The organism is Mucilaginibacter sp. P2_A4 (assembly GCF_056405015.1).
Genome location: NZ_JBFUCX010000021.1, coordinates 67,215 through 91,862 on the forward strand (window position 1 = coordinate 67,215; position 24,648 = coordinate 91,862).

Sequence of the window (24,648 nt, forward strand, 5' to 3'; positions counted from 1 at the left end):
TCGTTGCTTCGTACCTTACAGCAATGACGATCTTTTTATTTATTTTTAGACAGCCTCTAAGAAAAATCTATCTGATAATTATTCGCCCTGTCCTATCCTTGTGATTTGCCGAAGGTTGAGCGGCAAGTATTGCTATTAATAGAGTATTGTTACCCATCCGCTGAGCACCTGTTTGGCTTCCTGCGTACTGATTACGTAGTAATACACGGCGGCAGGCAACTTTTTCCCATTGAAGGTGCCATTCCACGGAGAGGCATAGCCCTTTGATTGAAATACCAGGCTGCCTAAACGGTTGTAAACCTTAACTGTAGTTGATAAATCGCCTTCCAGGCCGGCAATTACCCAGTTATCGTTACGGCCATCATCGTTTGGCGAAAATGTGTTTGGAATGTGAATATCATCGCAATGGCTACTGATGTTGATGGTTTGTGTGGCTTTGCAGCCGTTATTATCTGTAACGGTTAAATTTACCGGACCCAGTTTATCAGTAGAAAAAGTAGTGTTGCCGGCCTGCCCGTTCCATTCATATTTAACAAAGCCATCGGGGGCCGTAAGTGTAATGCTTTCCTTAGTAAACTGGCAAAGTGTGGCCGAAGGAACATTTAGAGAGGGGTTTGGTAAAAATTGTACCGTTGTAGATTCTGTTACCTCGCAACCAGCAACGGTAGCAATAGTTGCTTTATAAGTCCCCGAGTTTTTAACGCTTATTTTGTCGATTGTGGCACCGGTGGTCCACCGGATGTTGCCGCTGGAGTAGGAGGCTTTAAGGTCTACCGTTTGGCCATCGCATAAAGTAGTATTTACAATTTGTTGTATACTGATAGTAGGGGGAGGGGTAAAACTTAAAGGATAAGCAGCTGAAAGTATTTTGCAGGTGGTTGTACTGTTAGTAATATTCACGGTATAGTTTCCCGGTTGATTGGGTGTTATGCTCGTTTTGCCCAGTTCGGTACGTAATATATTTCCGTCCCTGAACCAGGTTATGGTGTAAAGAGGGTCAATGCTGGTATTTATACTCAGCTTCGCGTTGTCGCCTATGCAATAAGCCGCTTTATCGGCAACAAGTACCGGTTGTATCGGTTTATCAAAAATTATCTGTACTTCATCTGATAACGCGGAGCCCGAACAGCCGGTAACTTCCACATTATATTTTCCTGTTTGGTTAACTTTTATAGATGAACCGGTACCGCTTATTGGAGCGCCATCCTTGTACCATTTGTATTGATAAGTTGTCCAGTTGATGATCTGTGAACCATCTATGGGTACGGCTGCCGATAGTGTAGCCAGATCGCCATCACAATATGATGTTTTATCGGCCGATACATCGGGCTTTGGTACAGTAATAAAATTTACCTGTACCTCTTTTGAGGGTACCCAGTTGCCTTCGCAGGCGCTTACTTCTACTTTGTATTTACCGGTTTCGGTTATATTATTAAGTGTGGCGGTTGTGTTGCCGTTTAGGACGCCATCTTTGTACCATCGGTACTGGTAAGCCGGTTTATCATCTGTTTTTAATGAAGCGGCTGAGCCGGCGCAATAAACTAGTATATCCGGGTAGTTGAAGGTAAATGCCGGGGCGGCATTTTGAGTTACTTTAATGTGATTGGATTCAAAGTGGAGAGCTGAACAGGGATCATATAAAATTGCGTAATAGTCGCCGGCGCTGGTAATGGTATACTTGTCCTTGCTTTCGTTTGGAATCTCTATGCCATCCTTATACCATTGTGCCAGGCCGCCAACATAATTTGAGTAGGTGAGCCGTGCGCTTAAGATAATATTTCCGCATACCTGAAACTCATTTAGACTGGGGTCTTGGCCATCAATATAAATCCCCTTTAATCGTTGAGTTTGGTCGATGTAAGCGCCATAATCTGGCTTTAATAGATACAATCCGTCCTGGGCGGCAACCCAAACTCCGTCCTCGCATATTGGCGACGCGTAAGAAGTGGCGTTAACACAAATATCATTGATCACCTTATTGCCTAAGCCGTCATAATGCTGAAATGAATAATCGAAAAGATTGTCGTGGGTTTTGTTGTTTGAATTTGAAAAATACAAACCCTGGTCGGTTCCAAGTAAATAATTCTCTTGCGTTAGGCTTTTTACATTAATTAAACCAAAAATAGAAGTGATCTTGTTAATATTTACACCGTTGAGGTAGTGATTATATGGGCTGTTTGTAGTATTTGAACCGCTCCACCTGTTTTGGAATAAGCCATTTTCTGTTGACCAAAACTGATTGCCGGTATAAGGGAATTGCTGGTTGTAGGCGTCAAAAATACCGGCATTACCGTAGTAGGCAGACTTAAGCGTTTTGCCAAATTTATCCCCCTCGAGCCATATATAACCTGTATACTCAAAAGAAGAAGTATAGAAATTGGCAACTTCGTAATACTTTGCGTTATTGGGATAGGTATTGCTGGTAATAACATCAGTAAACATTAGCGAGCGGTAGGTGCTTTCAAACAACCTCATATCGGTTTTAACCATGTTGACACGCCTCACCGTTCCGTTCTTCTTAGAATAAGGATAAAGACCATCCGTTGTAGCTATCATCAATTCGTCTTTGCCGATATCGCCTGATCCTGATCCCTGGCTAAATACGGATTGTGTGTAATTAAAGCCGATGGAATTTATATCGCCTGTTAATCCCTTTGAGTTACCGATAACTTCAATACCGCTGCCAGTGTATTTAAGTACGTTGCTGCTATTGGTAGCAACGAATACTGCATCTTTGCTATCGCTCGCTATATCAATGAAGTTGAAATTGCTGTAACCTGTAAATTGACTGCTGTAATCCGCAACATCGCCGGTAATGCTGTTGATCCGATAAACGCCGTTGCCTTGGGTTAAAACCCATAAATATGGATCAAGAAAATCGCGTTTTACTTTCAGAACATTTTTACCGGGCAGAAACGTATCGCTCAAATGCAGGTTCATATCCTGCTGAGCATGAACGCTATAGAAAGTAATAACAAGAATAAACAGCAGCAAATAGCGCAAACGGGACATGACAAGGCTTTACTGGCAGAAAGGTAAGATAAATATTAAAATATTTACTTACCATAGTTGTCAAAAAAACATACCATTACACCCCGTAAATATTATGATCCAAAAACGGGTTCCTGAATTTTCCATGCGGGTCATATTCCGCGACTATCTTTTTAAACGCGGTCAATTTTTCATAGCGGGAAGCCAACACTTTAGGATCCAACGTAAACACCTTGCCCCAATGTGGCCGGGCGTTGAATGGTGCAAGTGCTTTCTCAATAACGGGCAGCAGTTTGGTAACAGCTTCTGTTTCGGGTTTCCAGGTAAAGTGGATGGTAACTGAGGTTTGGTTATGGCAAGGGCTCAACCACAAACTATCGGCTGCAATTGTGCGGATCTCCGTTATAAACAAATGCGGACCAACCTGTTTACCTAATTTGGCAATTGCCTCAATTGCTTCCACCGCATGTTTTATCGGTACAAAATATTCTGATTGCAGTTCTTTACCGCTGCTTGGGGTAAAGCCCATTTTAAAGTGAGGTAAGCGTTCATACCACGGTCCGGGTACGCCCATCTGGTCGGTACAGCTCTCGGCAGGGTGGTCATATATGGGGTGCAGGTTTTTGGTGGCTGCTTTTGCGCCATAAAACTCGGGCTCATTATGGTCTTTTTCAGCAATGCGGCTTTTTATCCAAACCTCGTTGATGCTGTCGCTTTGCCAGTCGGTAAATAAGCTCACACTATAACCTGCAGATACTATGGCATCAAAATGTTGTTTTACCTGCGCCATGGGCATCTTTAAAAATACACGCTGACGCATCATATAGGTTGGCTCAATAGCCAGTGTTACTTTGGTTATGATGCCTATGGCACCTAACCCAACCACTACCGCGTTAAACTTTTCAGGGTCGGCAGCTTTTGAAAAATGCACAATGCTTCCATCGGCAATAACTACTTCCAAAGCGGTAACGGCGCTGGCCAGGTTGCCATTTTTAACACCGCTGCCATGCGTGGCCGTGGTGATAGAGCCTGCAACCGAAATATGCGGCAACGAAGCCAAATTATGAAGTGCAAAACCTTCTTTATGCAGATAGGGAGCCAGTTCGCCGTATTTGATACCCCCTTCTACGGTAACTGTCATCGCTTTTTTATCGATGGCAATCACTTTATTTAGTTCTTTGGTCGATAGCAGGTCGTCCTTACTGTCGGCTATGCGGTTAAAGCAATGCCGCGTGCCCAAAGCCTTAAGCTTGCCATGTTTTTTAACCAATTGTTGTACCTCGGCAACCGAGCGTGGGTATTGCACGTTGGCCGTGCTGTAAGTAAGGTTGCCCGCCCAGTTTTGCAATGGGGCCTGATCGGCCAAACTGATGATAGGAGATAAAAAAGGTGTAGCCATAAGTGTGCCGCCTAAACGGATAAAGGTTTTTCTTTTCATAACTAATTGGTTGATACAAGGTAGGATTTTAGTTTGATGAAAAGCAAACGAATGTAAATAAAGCCTTCCCACATGGAAGATCTGCAGCCATATATTTATGAGGCTTTTGTTGATTATTTTTTTGGGGTTTGATTATTTAAAGTTATTTGAGATGGTCCATCCAAATTTTAACGATCTGTGGGGTTCTGAGATGAATGTTTTACCGCCATCATTACTATAACTTTCTATAAAATTTGGTTTTTTGCTGTCGCGATAAGCAAGCCCGTAACATCCTGTAGTTGCAGTCGAGCTTATCACAACGCAATATTTGCCTGGTTTTATGGATGGCATGTGGGGCGATACGTCAATTTTTTTTGCTGACCAGCCAATTTTACTGGCTGGGACGGTTTGTGTACCCAATGGCTCGCCGGTTGGTTGGCCAGCACCATTTGATTTATAAATTGTAAGCTGCAAGCCGGCATCTGGATAACCGGTTTTGAATGTTGTGAGGCTAAATGTTAAAGCACCCGAAGAGTTTTGTGTGAACGACTGTGATCGCCGCACGCTTTTGCTGATGTCACATGTGATCTTATAATTTACTACATCAGGGTTGTTGCCGGTTCTGTTGTTTAGTGTCGAAACCTTAAAAGCCTGATCACAGGTCATGGGAATAATCGAACCGTCGGCATTAAATTTTAATGGCGCCCAATAGTAATTGGCCAGCGCTTCGTTTTTGGCGGCATTATTCCACAGGTCGCTGCCGAAGAGGAAAACCGTACCCGAACCCAATTTTATGGTCGATACAAAAGATGGCTGACCACCGCAAGAGTTATCACTGATCTTTTTCCCATCAGACCATGGCCCTAACGGCGATGAAGCTGTGCAGTATGATGCCCCGGTGCCAGAGCAATAGCCGCAGTTAGGATCTGAATATACTATGTAGTAAATGCCATTGCGCTTAAACATTCCCGGTGCTTCGGTTTCGCCTTTGGTAATTCCTTTAGCAACCTCGCCGGTTCCGGTCAGGTAATCATCACTTAATTTTTCAACTATAATGCTGCCCTTTGTGCGCCAGTCGGTGTAGGCAAGGTAGGCTGTGCCGTCATCATCAACAAAAGTATCATGGTCGCCATTATTTAAACCAGCCGCGGGGGCATCAGCATTTACAGCCAGTTTAGGCTCGGCAACTTCTGTAAAAGGGCCCACCGGGCTTTTTGCGGTGAACACCCTGTAGCCGGATACGTTATCGTAAACATTTATCCAAAGCACATACAAGGCGGTATTTTGATTATAAATAACATGGGGACGAAAGCAGCCATAGGTATTGCCGTTACAACGGGTTTGCCATACCGGAGTTTGCGCATCAAACAGGAAGCCACGATCGGTCCAGTTCACCATATCTGTTGATGAATAGCTTTTAAAACCGCAAAATGGCGCGCTTTTGTTTCCCCACTCAAAGCCGCAATCATAACTGGTACCATACAGGTAATAAACACCGTTGAACAGGGCTATCTCGCCATCGTGCGCATCAATAGCGTCGCCAACAGTACTAAAGCGGGTTACCTGTTTGCCATCCTTATCAAAGTTGGTAACCGTGTTCAAGGGCGTCGCAGCCCTTTTTTTACTTTGGGATAGGGCAGACTGTGTTATAAGGACAAGTGCCAGCATCAGGAACGGAGCAATGCCTTTTAGGTAGATTGGATAGCTGTTTTTGGTTTTCATTTTTAGGGCCTGGTAAGTGCTGCGCTAAAAATAAATATTATATGTTAATTAAAACGGTTTTCAGGATGGATAGGGATGCCTTTAAATCATCGGTTTATTATCTTCGTTATCCCATAGTATATCAACCTAAAAAAAACTTTATGTATAAAATTGTGGTGAGTTGTTTTATCGCCTTTTTGATGGGTTTAAATGCACCTTATGCACAGGTCAGCAACTTAAAAGCTGGTTTTGTTCACCCGCCGGATTCGGCCAAACCTGGTGTGTACTGGTATTTTATGGATGGCAATATGTCGGCCAGATCCATCACTTCCGATCTGGAAGCCATGAAAAAGGCGGGGATAGGTAATCTTATTTTTTTGGAGGTTAATGTGGGCATCCCCCGCGGGCCGGTTGATTTTTTGAGTGAGAAATGGCAGGACATGTTTGCCCATGCCGTAAGCGAAGCCAAACGGCTGGGTATCGAAATTACATTGGGTATTGGCCCCGGATGGACGGGGAGTGGCGGGCCATGGGTGCCAGTGTCGCAGTCTATGCAACACCTGGTTAGCAGTACCATCAATGTGACTGGAGGTACAAAACAGGCTCTTGTTTTATCGGTGCCGGCCCCAAAACCGCCCTACTTTGGTGAAGGAGCTTTTACGCCCGAGCTAAAAAAACAGTGGAATGATTTTTATGAAGATGTGGCGGTATTGGCTTATCCAACGCCATCATTGCCATCGCCCAAAATAACTGATATAGATGAAAAGGCTTTGTATTACAGGGCCCCATATTCATCGGTGCAAGGAGTTAAGCAGTTTTTGCCATCGGCTGTTGAATATGCCGAACCAGCTAAGGCGGCTGTGATCAATAAAAGTAAGATAATTGATCTGACAGGGAAACTACAACCCGATGGCACGCTCAATTGGAAAGTACCAAAAGGTAACTGGACAATTATGCGCTTAGGCCGGCGCAATAACGGCGCCATCACCCGGCCCGCACCTGTACCCGGCCTGGGTTTCGAGGCCGATAAGCTTGATACCGTAGCATTGAACGCCCACTTGGATAATTATGTAGGTAAATTGTTGCGTAAAACACGTAAGCCCGATGCGGCCGACGCAGGCGGCTTAAAAAGGTTGCATATGGATAGCTGGGAGATGGGCTCGCAGAACTGGACTCCCCGCTTTCGTGAAGAATTTACAAAACGAAGGGGTTACGACCCCTTGCCTTATTACCCGGTTTATGCGGGCAATATGGTGGAGAGCGATGAAATAAGTGAGCGCTTTTTGTGGGATCTGCGCCAAACCGCACAGGAGCTTGTATTGGAAAACCATGCAGGGCAAGTGAAAACATACGCGCACAGAATGGGCATGCAGCTATCCATAGAGCCTTACGATATGAACCCAACTGCCGACCTGGAACTGGGCTCGGTAGCTGATGTACCTATGGCCGAATTTTGGAGCAAAGGACTTGGATTTAACTCTTCGTTCAGTTGTATAGAATCAACTTCGATAGGGCATGTAAATGGCCAGTCATTAATTCCGGCAGAGGCATTTACAGCACAGGATAATGAGGGCTGGAAACAATACCCCGGCTCGATGAAAAACCAGGGCGACTGGGCTTTTGCCACAGGTATTAACCGGTTTGTTTACCACACTTTCCAAAACCAGTTCCTGGCCGATTCATTGAGGCCCGGCTCAACCATGGGGCCATACGGTGTTCATTGGGACAGAAACCAAACATGGTGGCCAATGGTGGGCAGTTATCATGATTATATTTCGCGCTGCCAGTATATTTTGCAACAGGGAAGATCTGTGGCCGATGTACTTTACTTAACGCCTGAAGGTTCGCCGCATGTTTTCAGGTCGCCATCATCAGCAATGGATGGGGATGTTGTATTGCCCGATAGAAAAGGGTATAATTTTGATGGCTGCTCACCGGGGCAATTGTATAAAGCGCGTGTGGAGAGCGGGATGATCATGTTTCCGGGAGGTGCGAGTTACCGGCTGCTGGTGCTACCTGCCGTTAAAACCATGACACCTGCGTTATTGCAAAAAATTAAATCGTTAGTGGCTGATGGCGCTACTGTGGTTGGTTCAGCTCCTTTAAAATCACCGGGATTATCGGGGTATCCTGCATGTGATGTGCAGGTCAGCACCATGGCAAAAATGATTTGGGATAGCTTGTCAGAACCAGCTATACAAACCGAACACGCTTATGGTAAAGGCAAAGTAATATGGGGAGGCGAACTGAGCAGGCAGATTAATGACCTTTATCCAGAATATGAACTGACAGCTAAAATACTCCAGTCGATGAACGTTGAGCAGGATTTTAAAGCTAACGGCCAATTAAGATACACCCATAGAACAACTGGCAATGAAGATATTTATTTTGTATCGAATCGGACAGCTGAACCGGTGAGTACTTTAGCATCATTCAGAAGCATTACAGGCGCTCCGCAATTATGGGATGCTATTACCGGCGAGATTAAGAACCTACCAGAATATACCGTGAAAGGGCAGCTTACTTCTGTACCATTGAAATTATCGGCTTATGAAAGTTTTTTTATCGTGTTTGCTAAAAACGATCCGCTGGTATTAATGGCGCATGAAAATTTTGTTGCCACTACGGTATTAAAAACTTTAACCGGCCCATGGCAGGTCACGTTCGATCCTAAATGGGGAGGGCCGAAAAACATTAAGTTTGATGAATTGACAGACTGGACATCGCGCCCCGAAGATGGTATCAAATACTACTCGGGTACGGCCGTTTACCATAAAGTTTTTGATCTGCCAGTGAGCACCGCGTCGCAAAAAACTAAAAGACTTTACCTTGATCTGGGTGAGATTAAAAATATGGCCCGGATTAAATTGAACGGGAAGGATCTGGGTGTGTTGTGGACAGCTCCCTGGAAAGTTGATATTACAGATGCCGTATTAAAAACGAATAATAAGCTGGAAATAGAAGTGGTAAACTTATGGCCCAACCGACTTATTGGAGATGAAAAACTGCCTGATGATGGTATAAAGAATGATACCTGGCCAGATTGGCTGGTAAAAGGTTTGCCCCGTACCAGCGGTAGGTTCACGTTTTCGACCAATAGGTTTTACAGCAAAGACTCACCGCTGTTAAAATCCGGCCTGGTTGGCCCAGTAACAATAAAGGCCGAATAGTTTTTGATCGGTAACATTAAGCGTTGTTACAATAAATTTTATTAGATATTGCTTAAAACACATAAAGCCCCGCAATTGCAGGGCCTTGTGTGTTTGATATGGTTTGGGTTAAAAAATGTTATTTTAAAATACTGCCCACATAGCCCTCAACCGCTCTTTGAGGCGCACGGTTTACATAAAAGGATCTGTCTTGCGGTGCCCAGGTGCCCAGTCCATCCACATAGCGGTTAAACATGCAGAAAGAGGCAGCTATCAATACGGTATCATGAATCTCCTTGTCAGTCGCTCCCTCATTTCTGGCGGCCTCTACCTGTTCTGGAGTTACATGTTTGCCCCCTTTTTGCACGCTGCCCGCGATAGCCAGCAGCGCTTTTATTTTAGGCGATAGATCTGCCGATGTAAAGTCGGCTTTGATGGCATCTATATCATCCATGCTGCAGCCAAGATAATGGCCGGCTACCGCGCCGTGTACGTTTTGGCAAAAAAAGCAATCATTTAAGTAGGATACATAAGTTCCTATCAACTCGCGTTCGCCACGGGTTAGCGTGTTGTTTTCATCGCGCAGCAAAAGTTCGGCGAGGGCGTTCATAGGGGCTTCGGTTTCGGGTCTGTAAAACATTAATCCCCTGATGCCGGGTAGATCGTTATTTAATTCAATATGTGCCATAATGTGTTTATCTATCAATGAATAATTTTATTGCTGCGGTTGTGGTGGTAAAGCGTAGCCCTTCGCCATACGTACACCCATTTCGGCATACGCCTCGGGATCAGTAGGGGTAAGGCTTGCCAGTCCATCAACATAACGGTTAAACATGCTGAATGATGCGGCTATCAATACCGTATCATGGAGTTCGCGGTCGGTAGCGCCAAGTTCACGAGCGGCATCAATATCGGCCTGTTTAACTTCTGTGCCCAATATCTGCACTTTACCGGCAATGTTTAATAAAGCTTTTAGCTTATCGCTTACCGGAGCCTGTTGCATATCTTTTAAAACTTCGTTAACAATGGCGGCCTCGTCCTCATAAAGATACCTTGCCGCAGCCGCGTGGCTACTATAGCAAAAGGTGCAATTATTACGGTAGGATACATAGGCGGCTATCAGCTCGCGCTCGGCCTCTGTCAGGGTTGATTCGCCGCGTAACAATACCTGGGCCAGCTCATACAGCGGCTTACCGGTTTCGGGCCTAAACATAACCAGTGAGCGGATGCCCGGAACACCTTCGGGTACATTGATGTGTGCCATATTCTTTAATTAGTGAATTATTGAGTTAGTGAATTTTTATTTTGAATTATTTCTTTGCTTTCTGCTTTAGGTTTTCAGTTTTTGGCTTGCTTTTCGTGCCCAAACAATACCACCAATAGCCCTACTATAAATATCAGCGAAAAAATGAATATCGCATTACCATAGCCACCCAGGGTTGATACCAGTATGCCTACAAACAATACAGCGGTAGCCGTAAATATACGGCCGATGTTAAAGCAAAATCCTGTGGCGGTAGCCCTGATTCCGGTTGAAAACAGCTGCGGTATATACGCTGATAGCACACCCTGGCTTGCTCCAAAGAACAAGGCCAGTATGGCAATTTCGCCATATATCACCGGCGTAAAGGTAGTATTGGTTTTAAACAGGATGAATGACATACCTGCGCAAACTGCAAAGCAAATGAGCATTGACCTGCGCAGGGTTAAAAGATTAACCAACCAGCCCGATAGGAAACCGCCGGTTAGGCCGCCCATACCTAAAAACATCATACTCAGGCCGCGCTCTTTGGCGGCATCATGGGTAGTGATGAGGCTTTGCACCCAGGTTGGCAGCCAGGAGAAAATGGCCCATAAACCAATAAGCATGGTGCCAAAGGTTAAAGAGCCAACAATCAACTCACGGCGATGGCTTTTTGATAAAAGTTTATTTAACGGATTGTTCCTGTTGGCAATATCGTTACGGTAGTTGAGCCAGCTTTGTGATTCTTTCAACAGCCAGGCACCGATAAGCGCCAACGTTAATGGAATGATCCCGATCAGGAACCCTGATCGCCATGAAGAAACCACGTAATTGATAAGCCCTGCCGAAAAGATCCCCACAGGGAAAGCGATAGATAATATACCGATAACAACTGCTTTACTTTTTGCAGGCCAAACTTCGCTCACCAGGGTAATGGTGGTTACTAATACACCACCTACGCCAAAACCACTCATGAAACGGCAAAGTACAACGCCCCACCAGTTTGGCATTTGCCCGGTTAGTATGGTGAAAATACCATAACAGCCAATGGCCATTAAAAGCGCTGTTTTACGGCCCATTTTATCGCTGATAACTCCCCACGTAAAACCACCTAAGGCCCAGCCAAAAATGAATATGGCGTTGATATACCCACTGATGGAGTTTATTTCGCCGGGAGGCAGGTCGCCCTGCAAATCCTTCACCACTACGGGCAGGTAAACCGACATGAGGGTAGATACCGTACCGCCAAATGCGCTGCTAAAAAAACAAATCACGAATAATATTACCCGGTAAGCCGTGGTGATATCTGCTTGAGGTTTTGCAACCTGCTCATCAATTACAATGGTGCTCATGTTATTTTATTTTAATAGATCATCAAATACTATTGATACATAATAAATGGCGCCAATAGCGGGCGAACCATATGATTGGTAGATGTGCTTGTTGAAGATATTGCTACCCCCTAATTTAACTGTTGATTTGAATTTTGGCAACTTTTTGCTCACCTGGGCATCAACCATTGAATAGGCATCAACACGGCCGGGGCGGGTGCCATTAAATGTTCCGTACCAGTCATAGGCGCTTTGCCAGTGCCAGGCCAGGTTAAAGCCAAAGTCATTAACCACATTGCTGTTGCCAAAAGTGGCATTGGTGCTCCATTTTGGTGTGTTAAATGCGGCTATATTGTTTGGATTGGCATTGCGCAGGTTAAATGTAGATAAGGTAGCGTTGCCTCCTAAGGCATAACCTTTATCAAACAAATAAGTTAAACCGGCACTTGCTCCTTGTGCAGATACTTTATCCGGCGCATTGGTATACAGCTGGAAAGCGTGAACCTTTCCATTAGGGATATCACTCGCGGCAGCAGTATTTATAGTTCCATCAGCAGCCAGGATAGGGTTTTGTGGTTGTATAACTACGGTGTTCAAAATAAAATTGGTATAGCTGCTGTAATAGTAATTTACATCTACTAATAATTTATCGGCAACTAAGCCTTTATAACCCAGCTCAAAGGCTTTTTGTTGCTCGGGCTTAATGTAGGCCACATTTGATTTTTTAAGCAACCCTTTATTATTTGCCACCGCCTGCGGAAATGGTGTGCCGGCTTGCATCGCTGCACCAAACGCTGCGCCAAATGCACTTACAGACGAAGCAGTGAATGAATTTTCATATACATTTAAACCTTTGCTGTTGTTAGGTGCACCACCCAATATGGTAATAGGGCCTACATTAAGGTGGATGAACTGATCAACCGGGGTTGGGTTTCTGAAACCGGTTTGGTATGATGCCCTGAAATTATGGGTTTTATCAACCGTATACACTGCCGAGAAACGTGGTGTAAAGCTGCCCTTGAAGTTTTCATTTTTATCATAACGTACAGAGGCCGTCAGCTTCAGGTTATCATCAAACAGCTTTTTGGCGGCCTGCATAAACGCGCCGTACTCCTGGATGGTTACGCGGTTGGTTTTATCATCAAACAAACTGCCATTTGTAAACATGCGGTAATCGCGGAAGCTGCCACCGGCAAGCAGTTCAAATATTTTGATAGCGCTGGTAAAATCATACTGACCTTCTGCATGATAAAATTTACTGGCACTAAAAACGCCTGCACCGCTTAAGCCATAATTATGGATTGATGCATTCTTTGCAGCATTAAAATCTGCTGTGCCCGGTAAAAAACGACCCTGGTCGGCAAAAGTTCTGGCGGCATTATTATCGTGAGCGGTTACACCATTCGCGGTGCCATTGTAGGCTGCTGCGTAACGGGTAAACCAGGTATCATCGGCTTTGTCTGGAGTTACGGTGTTACCGCTCAAATCCTTAACCCAATCGCGGTTGATGAATTGTGCCAGCGACCGGGTGTTATAGGAGTCGTGGGAGTTTTCGGCAACCGAATAGCCACGAACAAAAAAGTTGCTGCCTTTTAACTCAACCCTGTGTGTTTGCAATACAAAGTTATTAAGATCGAAACGGCTGCTGCCGGTATAGCTTGCGGTACCGCGACCATAGTTGTACTGGTAAATAGCTTCCAGGTTATTGCTGATGCGGTATTGTAATGCACCATTTAATTTCAGGCTGTATACATTGTAGTTCATCAGGTCTTTTTCCTCGTAACCGGTTCTTGAAACCAAGCCTATACCTGGCAGGGTACGTGATACTTCATCGCCATAAATATTCAATGCATCGCGACCAGGATTGTTTGGGCCACGCTGCGCAACCGGTGTTGATGCGCTTACATCTGTGTAGTTATCAGCATACCAATCGCGGCCGGTTAGGTATGACGCATTAATTTTAAAAGCAAATTTATCATTGAACGCTTTGGCATATCGTGCGGCAAAATCATATAAACCCTGTGGTTTTACAACCGATTCGCCAAAATGGTTAAGTCCGGTTTTTACCTGTACGGTTAAACCCTGGTATTTAAAAGGATCCTTGGTTTTTAATGATAACAAACCATTAAAAGCTACCGGGCCATATAGGGCCGAGGCTGCGCCAGGAATTACCTCCGCGCTTTCTATATCAATATCCGATGCGCCAAACAAGTTACCTACTGAGAAATTGAGGCCGGGTGTTTGGTTATCAACCCCATCAACCAGTTGTAAAAAACGGCTGTTACCGGTGCTGTTAAAACCGCGGGTATTAATCTGCTTGTAAGTTAAACTGCTGGTTACTGCTTCAAGTCCTTTTAAGCTTTGCAAGCCATCATAAAAGGTGAAAGAAGGGTTTTCCCTGATGGCCTTCAAACTCATTTTTTCGATACTTACCGGCGACTGCAAAATGCTTTGGTTAATGCGGGTGGCAGATGATACCACCTCATTAAGTACAATAGATTTTTGTTGCAGTTTTAGGCTGATGGTACCAGCCAGCGAGGTTATAGGGCTTTCCTGTAACTCATAGCCAACAGCCGATATTACCAGTGTAAACGGTAGCTTGATTTTATTTACAGTAAGGCTGTAATTACCCTTTGAATCGGTTATGGTGCCGGCAAGCTTGTTTTTAACACTGATGCTTGCGCCAACAATAGGCGAGCCGGTTGTGGCATCGGTTATAGTACCCGTTATTTTGGTTTCCTGCGCAAACAGGTTGATTGACGTGAGTAGTAATAAGATGAATAAAAGTTTTTTCATTGTGATTTGGTGTTTAATTTAATTAGGATAGGGTTATTAGGATGGGGTTTATTTTTTAAGGTGATCATAGCCTTGCGGCAGGCGGGTATAGCCGTGGTTAACCAATCTGTCGGCCAATACATTGTAGTATCCGGCATCAGCGGGCAGGGCTGTAGCCAGGCCATCAACATAGCGGTTATACAGGCAAAACAGGGCGGCTATCAGTACCGTATCATGAATTTCGATATCTGTTGCGCCGGCAGCCTTCGCCCGTTCAATATGTTGCGTGGTTACATTTTTACCACTTTGGCCTGTTAGTTTGGCAATGGTAAGCAGCGCTTTCATCTTTTCGGTAATCGGCGCTGTTTCAATGTTTTCCTTTATTTTTTGAGCCGTTTCGGTTTCACCGATATATAAGTCGGCGGCGGCGGTGTGGGCTGTGGTGCAAAATTTGCATTGGTTACCGTGAGATACAACGGTAGCTATCAGTTCACGGTCGCCTTCTGATAGGGTTGAAGGACCGCGCAGTAAGATCTGCGTCAAATCGCGGATAGGTTCAGCAGTTTCTTTGCTGTATTCAAGCAGGCCGGTAATTCCCGGTAAATGAGATTCAAGAGATATGTAAGGCATGGCCATTTGGTTATTTGAAGATTTGAAAATGGTCTGGAAGATGGCTTACGTGCAAAGAGACTTTTTATCGGAATGCTGCCAACATGTTTTTCTCCCTAACCTAAATTTAAAGGCAAGCGAGAATTATTAAACGCGCAGGCAAATCCTGGTAAAAATCAACAGTACTGTAAAGCAAATCCAGAAAATGAATTAAAACAGGGCGGGGGATTAACAGGAAGTTTTAGGTGGTTGCTCAGGAATATCCTGGTGATAATGAACCAATGGTTGCACGGGTTGTACAACGTTTTCTTGTAAATTTTTTATAGGGCAATAAAACTCAAATTGTACAAAGGAGAAACTGATGTTTTCCTGTATAATTATTTTGCCATACGGAACATGATCTTTTTGAGGTACCGGGATATCTTTTACGCCTTTGGCATTCACCACGTTTTTATCAACCGGCTGGGTAATTTCATAATTAGGAATGCACATCAGGTGGATGGCAGTCCTGGTCATTTTCATTTTTACGTAGTTGTAGTTGGTTTTGCCAAACTGTATCTGGCCGGCTATATTTTCAAAATGTTTCCAATCGTGAATGTTGGGTAAGTTTATCGGTATAGCTATTTCGGTAAGATCCTTAACGTTATAAAGACCTTTGCGGGTTTGTTCTGTAAAAAACTTATTTGTTTTATAAACCAGGTATTGATGTATTGCCAGTTGCCCGCCAATGTTTAGCAGGTGAATGTTTAGTAACATTATGGCAATAAACTTTTTCAATTTTGGATTAAGTACAAAGGTTTGCCTAAAGATGTTATTTAAAAATAAACTTACAAAATTTAATTTGATAATAAAACAAAATGCTGCCTTTAACATTTACAAATGCTGCCTGCGTTTAAACTCGCTTGGTGTGCAGTCATACTTTGCCTTAAATACAGTTGCAAAATAGTTGGGACTGGCAAAGCCCACCATGTAAGTAATCTCAGATATGGAATACGCCTCATGAACCAGCAGGTATTTGGCTTTCTTCAACCTTCGGTTTAAAATATAATCGGTAATGCTGCACCCCAGCAGGGCCTTTACTTTACGGTAAAGCTGCACCCGTGAAATGCCTATGGTTTTGCAAATATCGTCGACATTAAAGTTTTCGTTGGCCAGGTTTTGCTCAACAATACCGGCAAAATCATTCAGGAATTTTTTGTCGATATTTTTTGATGCCGGTATTTTGCCATGACTAACGTCGCTGGTAAAGTGTTCTTTGAGTATTAACCGGTTTTTTATGAGGTTTTTTGCAGTTTCCAGCAGCTGGTCATAGCTAAAGGGCTTCACCATATAACAATCTGCCATACTGCGGATGCCATCTATTTGTTGTTCAACGCCGGCCTGTGCGGTTAGTAGTATAACGGGAATATGTGATGTACGGATATCTGTTTTAAGTTTCTGAGTAATCACCTTGCCCGATATGCCTGGCAGCACCACATCAGATATGATGAGGTCGGGAACTTTTTCAAATGCTTCTGATAATCCCTGCGTGCCGGTATTGGCTGTAAATATTTCATAGTCCTCGCCCAGTTTATCGCTCAGGTAGCTTAGCAGGTCGGCGTTATCTTCAATGATGAGTATGGATAGCTCTTTGGGTGTTTCAAGTAAATTGGGATCGGGCTTTATTTCGCCTTGTTCAAGGTCGGTTGTATAGATCCGGGAACGTTCGTCAAGAACTGACGCGTTGATCACCGGGCTATTTTTATCGGTATTATAGGCGTAAAGGTTGCCAAGCGGCAGGGTTACGGTAAAAGTTGTGCCCTGCCATTTTTTGCTGCTTACCGTAATGCTGCCATGATGGCGATTTACTATTTCCTTTGAGAGGGAGAGCCCAAGTCCCGAACCTTTACTGTTACCATTATCAGCCTGGTAAAACTGGTCGAAAACGTGTTCTGCTTCTTCGGGTTCCATACCTATGCCGTTATCGTTTATGGCTATCTCCACAGATTCGGTATTCGGAGTAAATATTACCTGTATCCTGCCGTTATCCTTTGTGAATTTAAGCGCATTTGATACCAGGTTAAAGAAAACCTTATCCAGCATGTTGGCATCAAACCAAACGGTTATGTTTTTTGCTGATGATGCCAGGTTTAAACTGATATTCCGTTTTTGGGCATTATGCTTAAAGCTATCCAATATATCACTTACAAACTCAACCAAATTATTGGGCGATGCATTTATTTGTTGCTTGTCGTATTCTATTTTACGGTAATCTATCAGTTGGTCTACCAGCCTCAGTAACCTGAATGTATTTTTATGAATGAGTGTTAAATTTTTGCCGGCAACTTTGTTGAGTTTTTCATTGCCCATCATATCTTCAACGGGTGAAAGAATGAGGGTTAAGGGGGTGCTAAACTCGTGTGAAATATTGGTGAAAAAATTCAGTTTGGCTTCGGTTGCGGCCTCGGCACGTGCCGACATTTCAATCAGTTGGTTACGTTGTAATAATATCTCGTTGTTTTTGGTTTCCAGACTTTTGTTGATCTTGCGGTTTTCCATCAGCCAGTAAAATGCAAGTCCTCCAAAAACAATTGCCAGCACCAGCGTAATTACAATGATGTTTAAAACCAATTGCTGGCTGTTATAAACCTGACGCTGCTCTTTTATCAGAGATTGCTGCCGCTCAATGTCCTTTTGCTGACTGTTGATCTTGTACCATTGCAGCTTCATCAGTTGTACGTTGGTTGAATCAATTACCAGCGATTGCAGGATGTTCTCCTTAGCAAACGATTCTTTATTCAGGATCCTGAAAGCTGTAGTAATAGCTTCTTTGCCACCGGTGGGGTACATCATACTGGCATCAATAGTTTTGGATGCCACCATTTGCAGGCCACCACCGTTCCCCGGCATAGCATCAACCCCTAAAACTTTAACATGGTGATCTAAGTGCAGGCTATTAAGTACCTCCCTGGATCCGCCTGCCATTACATCATTATGCGCAAACAGGGCGTCGGCAGTTTTTAAGGCCGGGGTTATCAGGTTTAGCTGTTTTTGGGCATGATCTTTCAGCCAATCGCCATATACCTGTGCTTTAATGTGTATATTATTAAATTTTGATAAAGCAACGCTAAATCCCCGATGCCTTTCAATTGCGGGGGAGGAGCCTGGCAATCCCATTACCTCTATCACATTGCCTTTGCCTTTAAGATTAGCGCCAATATATTCACCGGCCATTTTACCAACCTGGTAGTTATCGGCACCTACATAGGCTGTATACAAATCTGAGGAGGTTTTACGGTCGATAACAATAACAGGGATACCTTTATTATAGATTTGCTCAACTATACCGGTAAGCGGCTGCGCCTCGTTAGGTGATATGATGAGCAGGTCGATGCCTTCATCCAGCATTTTCTTTACCTGCTCAATTTGTTTTTTACTGCTGTTATCAGCATCAGCATAAATAAACCTTGCATCCGGATGTAATGACAGTTCCATTTTCATTTCATCCAGCATGTTACGCCGCCAAAGATCAGAACCCACACATTGCGAAAAACCTATAGTATACTGTGATGTTTTATCGGCTTTTTTACAGCCGGTAAATAGCACCAGTATCAATACGGGTAACAGGAATATGTTGCGCAGGTTATAATTCAAAGCCATTAAATCAATCAGGGGTCAGATATTAAGTAATCGTTTAAGTACGGTTTATTGGTGAATGCAATGCCTTTTGGGATGCTCTTACACAAATGTATCGATAAATGTTTTTACAATACAAACCGCGGAAGTTGCAGCCGGTGTTTTCAGGGCATCAATATGTATCAAAACTGAAATAAGCACGTAACAAAAACAAACATCTTGTTAAAACAGAATTGAATTTTAATTTTATTCGTCTGTAAATCAGTTATTTATGTAGATGTTGATTTTTGTACTGTTTTGGTATAAAATCAATAACTGCCGCCTTGCAAATGGACCTACTTTGCAATCGTAAATCCAATTAACACCTTTTATAATTATTATGAGAAAACATTCCGTCCTGGCCTGGTCCATGGTGGTAGCCCTTGGTGGCTTCCTTTTCGGGTTTGATACCGCAGTGATATCGGGCGCCGAAAAATCTATTCAGCAATTCTGGCACCTTTCTGTTGTGGAGCATGGGCTTACTATATCTATCGCGCTTATAGGTACCGTAATAGGTTCCCTTTTAGGCGCCAGGCCATCAGATATTTTCGGACGGAAAAATACCTTATACTTTGTGGCCGCCGCCTATTTATTATCATCAATAGGTACCGCGCTTGCCGATAACTGGTACATATTTTTAGTTTTCAGGCTATTGGGCGGCCTTGGCGTGGGGATCTCCTCAGTTACAGCTCCCATTTATATATCAGAAGTATCGCCTGCCGATAGGCGTGGAAGGTTAGTTGGCTTGTTTCAGTTTAATGTGGTATTAGGTATCCTTGTATCCTACCTGTCCAACTATCTCATTAGCCAGGGCGGCGAAACCTCCTGGCGCTGGATGCTGGGTGTACAGGCATTTCCATCCTTACTTTTCCTGGCACTCATCTATTTTATACCCGAAAGCCCGCGCTGGCTTATTCTAAAAAAAGGCGAGATTGGCCGGGCGCTCGAGATATTAAGGATCATAAATCCGCTCAACTGCGATCAGGAACTTAAATCCATCCAAAACTCCAATCTGCATGCCGGTGCTTCAAATACCAGCCTGTTCTCGGGGCAGTACAAAACCCCGGTTATACTGGCTGTGCTGTTTGCGTTTTTTAACCAGGTATCGGGCATCAATGCCATCATATATTATGCACCGCGCATATTTGAAATGGCCGGGCTTGGTGCACATTCCTCATTACTTTCAACGGTGGGCATCGGGCTTATCAATTTTATATTCACCCTATTGGGCATTAATATTATTGATAAGGTAGGGCGCCGTACATTGATGCTTGTAGGTTCTTTCGGACTTATAACATCGTTATTCCTGGTGGCATTCACCTTTTACTCGGGCAATTTTAACGGCTTTGCCATACCGGTTTATATGATGATGTTCATCGCTTTCTTCGCCTTTTCGCAGGGAGCGGTTATCTGGGTGTTTATATCCGAGATCTTCCCTAACCAGGTGCGCGCAAAAGGGCAAACGCTGGGCAGTTCCACCCATTGGGTTATGGCCGCGATAATTGCTTTTTGCTTCCCTTACCTCGCCGAGTCGCTGGGTGGAGCAATCACCTTTTCATTTTTCGGCACAATGATGATCTGCCAGCTCATTTTCGTCTGGAGGTTTATGCCCGAAACTAAAGGACGCTCATTGGAGCAGATTGAAACCAATATGGTAATGCATTAATAATTGAATGATGATGAACCCGCAAACAGAAACATTAACCCCGGCCATTTGCTATGGCGAGATTCTTTGGGATGTACTGCCAGATGGCCCGCAACCTGGTGGAGCTTTGCTAAACGTATCGTACCACCTGAATAAATTGGGTGTACCGGCCAGCCTGGTAAGCAAAATAGGTAACGATGTTAACGGCCAAAAACTGGAAAGTCTGCTTGACGGCTGGGGAATACCTAAACATTTGCTGCAAACGGACACTGAACACCCAACCAGCCAGGTAATTGCCAGCATGAATAATGGTAACGAGGTATCGTACGAGATCGTTTTCCCGGTAGCCTGGGATTTTATTAATGATAGCGAGCACATCATCAAACAGCTAAAGCCATCAACTTATTTGGTGTATGGCAGCCTGGCGTCACGCAACAGTGTATCACGCAATACCTTGTTTGAACTGTTGGAAAGCGATGCGATCAAGGTGTTTGATATTAACCTGAGGCCGCCTTTTATCAGTCGCGATTTGTTGGATGAGCTGCTTCATAAGGCCGACATTGTAAAGTTTAACCAGGCCGAACTGGAAATGGTGCAGGGATTATTCAGGGGATCATTCGGGAAAGAATCGGAACAGATCAAATTTATCCGGGATCATTTTAACATCCCCGAAATTGTGGTTACCAAGGGTGAGTTTGGCGCATCATATTACAAGGGCGATAAAGCTTACCATGTAGCGGGCCGCGAGGTAAAAGTAATAGATACTATTGGCAGCGGCGACTCCTTTTTAGCGGCATTTATTGCCAGTCACTACCGTGGCCTATCAGCAGAAAATTTATTGAAAAACGCAATAGCGATGGGCGGCTTTATTGCAACAAAGAAAGGAGGTTGTCCGGATTATAAAATCAAAGAGTATGAAGACTTTAAAAACAAAATGTTTTAAATAAACCAAAGCAAACCAAAATATACTAAATCAAAATCAATGAGAAAATTATTACTTATCTGTTCCTTTCTTATACTGCTAATAAGCAAGGGATATGCACAATCCCGGATCATTACCGGGACTGTATTGGATAACGCATCAAAACCAATGGATGGCGTTACCATAGTGGTTGTTGAAACCCAAAAATCAACATTATCAGATGCCAGCGGAAAGTTCAGTATCTCTGTAGCAACCGGGCAATCTTTACGGTTTTCATATGTGGGCACAAAGCCGATGCTGATGACTATCACCGCTGATACTAAAGTGCTTCATGTAGTATTTAAAGATGCGGAAAATACACTTAACGAAGTGGTTGTAACCGGTTATACATCTGAAAGAAAGAAGGACTTAACAGGCGCGGTTGCAGTTGTGGATTTAGCACCGGTAAAAAACAACAGTTCGGGCAATACCATGCAGGCCTTACAGGGCAGGGTTGCGGGTTTGTATATCGAAAAAGATGGATCGGCCAACGGCTCAACCAGCAGGATCCTGATCAGGGGAGCGAACACATTGGGCAATAACAATCCTTTGTATGTTATTGATGGAATACCCACCACCAGGCCCGAGGTTTTTCAAAATTTATCACCCTCAAACATCGCATCGGTACAGGTATTGAAAGACGCATCGGCCGAATCAATTTACGGAGCTCGGGCATCAAACGGCGTTATCATTGTTACCACCAAAAACGGTGGTAATACCGATGGCAAAGTTCAGTTTCAGTTTAATAACAGTACATCTGTCCAGTCCGAAAAATCATTGCGTTTTAAAATGCTGAACGCCGCTGACAGGGGCAAAGCCTTATGGCAGGCCTCGGTAAATGACGGGCAAAACCCTACCGAAGGCTATGGAGAAATTTATAATTTTGACTGGAACAATAACTATAGCAACCCGGTTTTAAATAGTGTTACCGCCAAACCATTTGTAGGTGGCAATACCAATACCCCCGTAGGCGATACCGATTGGCAAAGCGTATTATACAAAACCGCATTTGTTTACAACAATGATTTCACCGCTTCGGTAGGTAACAAAAATTCGTCGCTGCAAATTAATTTCGGAAACATAAAAAATACCGGCCTGGTAAGGTTTACGAAATATGGGCGCACTACGGGTAGTATCAACGCTGTAACCCGCGCCTTTGACAGCAAAGTAACTTTTGGTGTTAATTTAAAAATTACCAATTCCAATGAAACGCTTACAACTAAGGACATTGGCGGTGCTTCGACCCCGTCTTTGGCAGTGACACTGGCACCTACTATTCCTGTATACCAAAAAGATGGTGTTACTTACGCCGGCGAATCGGGCGCGGGATACTCTGACAGGAACAACCCCCTGCACATGCAGGACCTGGCGAAATGGAATAACGCCAACCGTTTAAACACATTTGGGAACGTTTTCCTGGAAATCCAGCCAATTAAGAATTTATTTATTAAATCTAATTTTGGCGCTGATAATGCCAACTATTTAAGCAAGGTAATTACACCAACTTTTACTGAAGGTGCTTTAAGCAACACTACAAACAGTTTGTTTTTTGATCAAAATCATTACTTAAGCACTACGCTGTCAAATACAATCAGGTATAACCTTGATTTGAATGCAAAGAATCACTTCAAATTTTTAGTTGGTACAGAATACGTTAAAACATTCACTGATTATCAAACTACCAAAAAAGAAGGTTACACCCTTCAGACCGAGGATTATTTCACATTGGACGCAGGAATAGGAAAAACAATCGTTACCGGCACTTCGCTGGGAAACAAGTTGCTTTCTGAATTCGGCCGCCTGGATTATAATTACGACGGCAAATATTTAGCATCCGCTACTATTCGCCGGGATGGCTCTTCCAGGTTTGGTGCGAATAATCAATATGGTATTTTCCCGTCAGCTTCTTTGGGATGGAGAATTGATAAGGAAGGTTTTATGAAGAATAACGGCATTTTCTCTGAATTAAAAGCAAGACTTGGTGTGGGCCGTGTTGGTAACCAGGAAATTGGCGATCTGTCGCGCTACTTGCTTTACTACTCGCGATATGGCACTTCCCAGAACGAACTGACGCCCGGCTTTTGGGAACAATATATGAATGTTGGCACCGCATATTCCTTGTCAGGAGCTAATACCGGAGCTTTACCTTCCGGATTTGTTCAAACACAAGCGGCAAACCCTGCACTTAAATGGGAAACTACAGATGAAATTAATGGTGGGTTAGATTTTGCCCTGTTTAATGATAAAATATCTGGTTCATTTGATTATTTCTCAAGAAAAACATCTGATATATTGATTACGCCCCCGGTTGCATCAGCCTTGGGCGAAGGTCAAAGCAAAACAGTTAATGGTGCTTCAAAAACCAATAAAGGCTGGGAGTTTTTAGTGACTTATCATGGGCAGCAATCGGGTGATTTTAATTACAACGTAACCCTAAACTTTTCGCACTTCAGGGATAAGATTACCGTTTTGCCTGAAAATGTTCGACCTGCCTATGCTGGTAATATAGATAACACGATCATTGGTCATTCTCAATTTGACATTTTTGGCTACAAAAGCGCAGGCCTTTTCCAATCTCAAGCCGAAGTGGACGCAGCGCCCGCTCAAATAGGTGCCGGGCCAGGAAGAGTTCGTTATGTGGATATCAATCATGACAATAAAATTGATACCTATGATCAGACATGGATCGGAACTTCATTACCAGCTTTGGAATATGGCGCAAGAATTGATCTGACTTACAAAAAGTTTGATTTATCCATATTTGGATCGGGTGTTGCAGGGAGAAAAGGATTTGATATTTATACCTTTTATAACAACCTGATGCATAGCCGGGAAAACGTGGGCCCGGGGGTATTTGAAGGTTGGACACCCCAGCATACCAACACGAATGTACCAGCCTTAACGCTTAAAGACAACAACAATGAAGGCAGAACTTCCGATTATTTCATTGTAAATACATCTTATTTCAAAGTGAGAAATATTCAGATCGGGTATAGCATTGTACCGAAAGCGGTCTTTACCAGGCTACGGCTATTTGCTATGGCTGAGAACGTGTTTACATTTAAGAGTAAGCAGTATTTAAGTCCGGATCCGGAAAGATTGAGCCTTGATCAGGTTCCGATCCCTAAGGTCTTCAGTTTTGGTATTAACGCATCATTTTAAAATATTCGAT

General features: G+C 43.7%; 14 protein-coding genes. 4 read left to right on the plus strand and 10 right to left on the minus strand.

The window, feature by feature from the left end; translation table 11 throughout:
• Positions 1–135 precede the first annotated feature (135 nt).
• From AC1DYB_RS27815 to AC1DYB_RS27825, 3 genes are all read right to left on the minus strand, one after another.
• Positions 136–3,012: a T9SS type B sorting domain-containing protein gene (locus AC1DYB_RS27815; protein ID WP_477439836.1), complete on the minus strand. Its 2,877-nt coding sequence runs from the start codon at positions 3,010–3,012 to the stop codon at positions 136–138.
• A 76-nt stretch (positions 3,013–3,088) separates the two neighbouring features.
• A complete protein-coding gene (locus AC1DYB_RS27820) occupies positions 3,089–4,429 on the minus strand; it encodes an FAD-binding protein (protein WP_477439838.1) in 1,341 nt (446 codons plus the stop codon).
• Positions 4,430–4,561: 132 nt separating this feature from the next.
• The gene (locus AC1DYB_RS27825) at positions 4,562–6,130 is read right to left on the minus strand and encodes a family 43 glycosylhydrolase (RefSeq protein ID WP_477439840.1); all 1,569 of its coding nucleotides are present in this window, start codon (positions 6,128–6,130) and stop codon (positions 4,562–4,564) included.
• 41 nt (positions 6,131–6,171) lie between these two features.
• Between AC1DYB_RS27825 and AC1DYB_RS27830 the strand changes: the two genes are divergently transcribed.
• Positions 6,172–9,279, plus strand: coding sequence for a glycosyl hydrolase (locus tag AC1DYB_RS27830; protein WP_477439842.1), 3,108 nt, complete (start codon positions 6,172–6,174; stop codon positions 9,277–9,279).
• 118 nt (positions 9,280–9,397) lie between these two features.
• Here AC1DYB_RS27830 and AC1DYB_RS27835 read toward each other — a convergent pair whose 3' ends face one another.
• The 7 genes from AC1DYB_RS27835 to AC1DYB_RS27865 form a co-directional block, all read right to left on the minus strand.
• Complete coding sequence (locus AC1DYB_RS27835) at positions 9,398–9,946, minus strand: carboxymuconolactone decarboxylase family protein (RefSeq protein ID WP_477439844.1); 549 nt, start codon at positions 9,944–9,946, stop codon at positions 9,398–9,400.
• Positions 9,947–9,973: 27 nt separating this feature from the next.
• Positions 9,974–10,522 carry a carboxymuconolactone decarboxylase family protein gene (locus AC1DYB_RS27840; RefSeq protein ID WP_477439846.1) on the minus strand — a complete coding sequence of 183 codons (549 nt, stop codon included), beginning with the start codon at positions 10,520–10,522 and terminating at the stop codon, positions 9,974–9,976.
• 74 nt (positions 10,523–10,596) lie between these two features.
• Positions 10,597–11,853 carry an MFS transporter gene (locus AC1DYB_RS27845; protein ID WP_477439848.1) on the minus strand — a complete coding sequence of 419 codons (1,257 nt, stop codon included), beginning with the start codon at positions 11,851–11,853 and terminating at the stop codon, positions 10,597–10,599.
• Between the two features lie 6 nt (positions 11,854–11,859).
• Complete coding sequence (locus AC1DYB_RS27850; protein ID WP_477439850.1) at positions 11,860–14,628, minus strand: TonB-dependent receptor; 2,769 nt, start codon at positions 14,626–14,628, stop codon at positions 11,860–11,862.
• 48 nt (positions 14,629–14,676) lie between these two features.
• Entirely contained in the window at positions 14,677–15,237 is a 561-nt protein-coding gene (locus tag AC1DYB_RS27855) for a carboxymuconolactone decarboxylase family protein (protein ID WP_477439852.1), read from the minus strand.
• 207 nt (positions 15,238–15,444) lie between these two features.
• Positions 15,445–15,972 (minus strand): hypothetical protein, encoded by a 528-nt coding sequence (locus AC1DYB_RS27860; RefSeq protein WP_477439854.1) that lies wholly within the window; start codon positions 15,970–15,972, stop codon positions 15,445–15,447.
• 117 nt (positions 15,973–16,089) lie between these two features.
• Entirely contained in the window at positions 16,090–18,855 is a 2,766-nt protein-coding gene (locus tag AC1DYB_RS27865; protein ID WP_477439856.1) for a substrate-binding domain-containing protein, read from the minus strand.
• A gap of 355 nt (positions 18,856–19,210) precedes the next feature.
• Here AC1DYB_RS27865 and AC1DYB_RS27870 point away from each other — a divergent pair, with 355 nt between their 5' ends.
• Genes AC1DYB_RS27870 through AC1DYB_RS27880 form a run of 3 tightly spaced genes read left to right on the plus strand, consistent with a single transcriptional unit; the run spans position 19,211 to position 24,638 of the window.
• On the plus strand, positions 19,211–20,536 hold the full coding sequence (locus tag AC1DYB_RS27870) for a sugar porter family MFS transporter (protein WP_477439858.1): 1,326 nt from the start codon (positions 19,211–19,213) through the stop codon (positions 20,534–20,536).
• Positions 20,537–20,543: 7 nt separating this feature from the next.
• Positions 20,544–21,458, plus strand: coding sequence for a carbohydrate kinase family protein (locus AC1DYB_RS27875; protein ID WP_477439860.1), 915 nt, complete (start codon positions 20,544–20,546; stop codon positions 21,456–21,458).
• A 39-nt stretch (positions 21,459–21,497) separates the two neighbouring features.
• Positions 21,498–24,638 (plus strand): SusC/RagA family TonB-linked outer membrane protein, encoded by a 3,141-nt coding sequence (locus tag AC1DYB_RS27880; protein WP_477439862.1) that lies wholly within the window; start codon positions 21,498–21,500, stop codon positions 24,636–24,638.
• Positions 24,639–24,648: the final 10 nt, after the last annotated feature.

Coding starts and splice junctions, on each gene's coding strand:
- AC1DYB_RS27815 (WP_477439836.1), bottom strand. CDS start 3,012: ATGTCCCGTTTGCGCTATTTGCTGCTGTTTATTCTTGTTATTACTTTC.
- AC1DYB_RS27820 (WP_477439838.1), bottom strand. CDS start 4,429: ATGAAAAGAAAAACCTTTATCCGTTTAGGCGGCACACTTATGGCTACA.
- AC1DYB_RS27825 (WP_477439840.1), bottom strand. CDS start 6,130: ATGAAAACCAAAAACAGCTATCCAATCTACCTAAAAGGCATTGCTCCG.
- AC1DYB_RS27830 (WP_477439842.1), top strand. CDS start 6,172: ATGTTAATTAAAACGGTTTTCAGGATGGATAGGGATGCCTTTAAATCA.
- AC1DYB_RS27835 (WP_477439844.1), bottom strand. CDS start 9,946: ATGGCACATATTGAATTAAATAACGATCTACCCGGCATCAGGGGATTA.
- AC1DYB_RS27840 (WP_477439846.1), bottom strand. CDS start 10,522: ATGGCACACATCAATGTACCCGAAGGTGTTCCGGGCATCCGCTCACTG.
- AC1DYB_RS27845 (WP_477439848.1), bottom strand. CDS start 11,853: ATGAGCACCATTGTAATTGATGAGCAGGTTGCAAAACCTCAAGCAGAT.
- AC1DYB_RS27850 (WP_477439850.1), bottom strand. CDS start 14,628: ATGAAAAAACTTTTATTCATCTTATTACTACTCACGTCAATCAACCTG.
- AC1DYB_RS27855 (WP_477439852.1), bottom strand. CDS start 15,237: ATGCCTTACATATCTCTTGAATCTCATTTACCGGGAATTACCGGCCTG.
- AC1DYB_RS27860 (WP_477439854.1), bottom strand. CDS start 15,972: ATGTTACTAAACATTCACCTGCTAAACATTGGCGGGCAACTGGCAATA.
- AC1DYB_RS27865 (WP_477439856.1), bottom strand. CDS start 18,855: ATGGCTTTGAATTATAACCTGCGCAACATATTCCTGTTACCCGTATTG.
- AC1DYB_RS27870 (WP_477439858.1), top strand. CDS start 19,211: ATGAGAAAACATTCCGTCCTGGCCTGGTCCATGGTGGTAGCCCTTGGT.
- AC1DYB_RS27875 (WP_477439860.1), top strand. CDS start 20,544: ATGATGATGAACCCGCAAACAGAAACATTAACCCCGGCCATTTGCTAT.
- AC1DYB_RS27880 (WP_477439862.1), top strand. CDS start 21,498: ATGAGAAAATTATTACTTATCTGTTCCTTTCTTATACTGCTAATAAGC.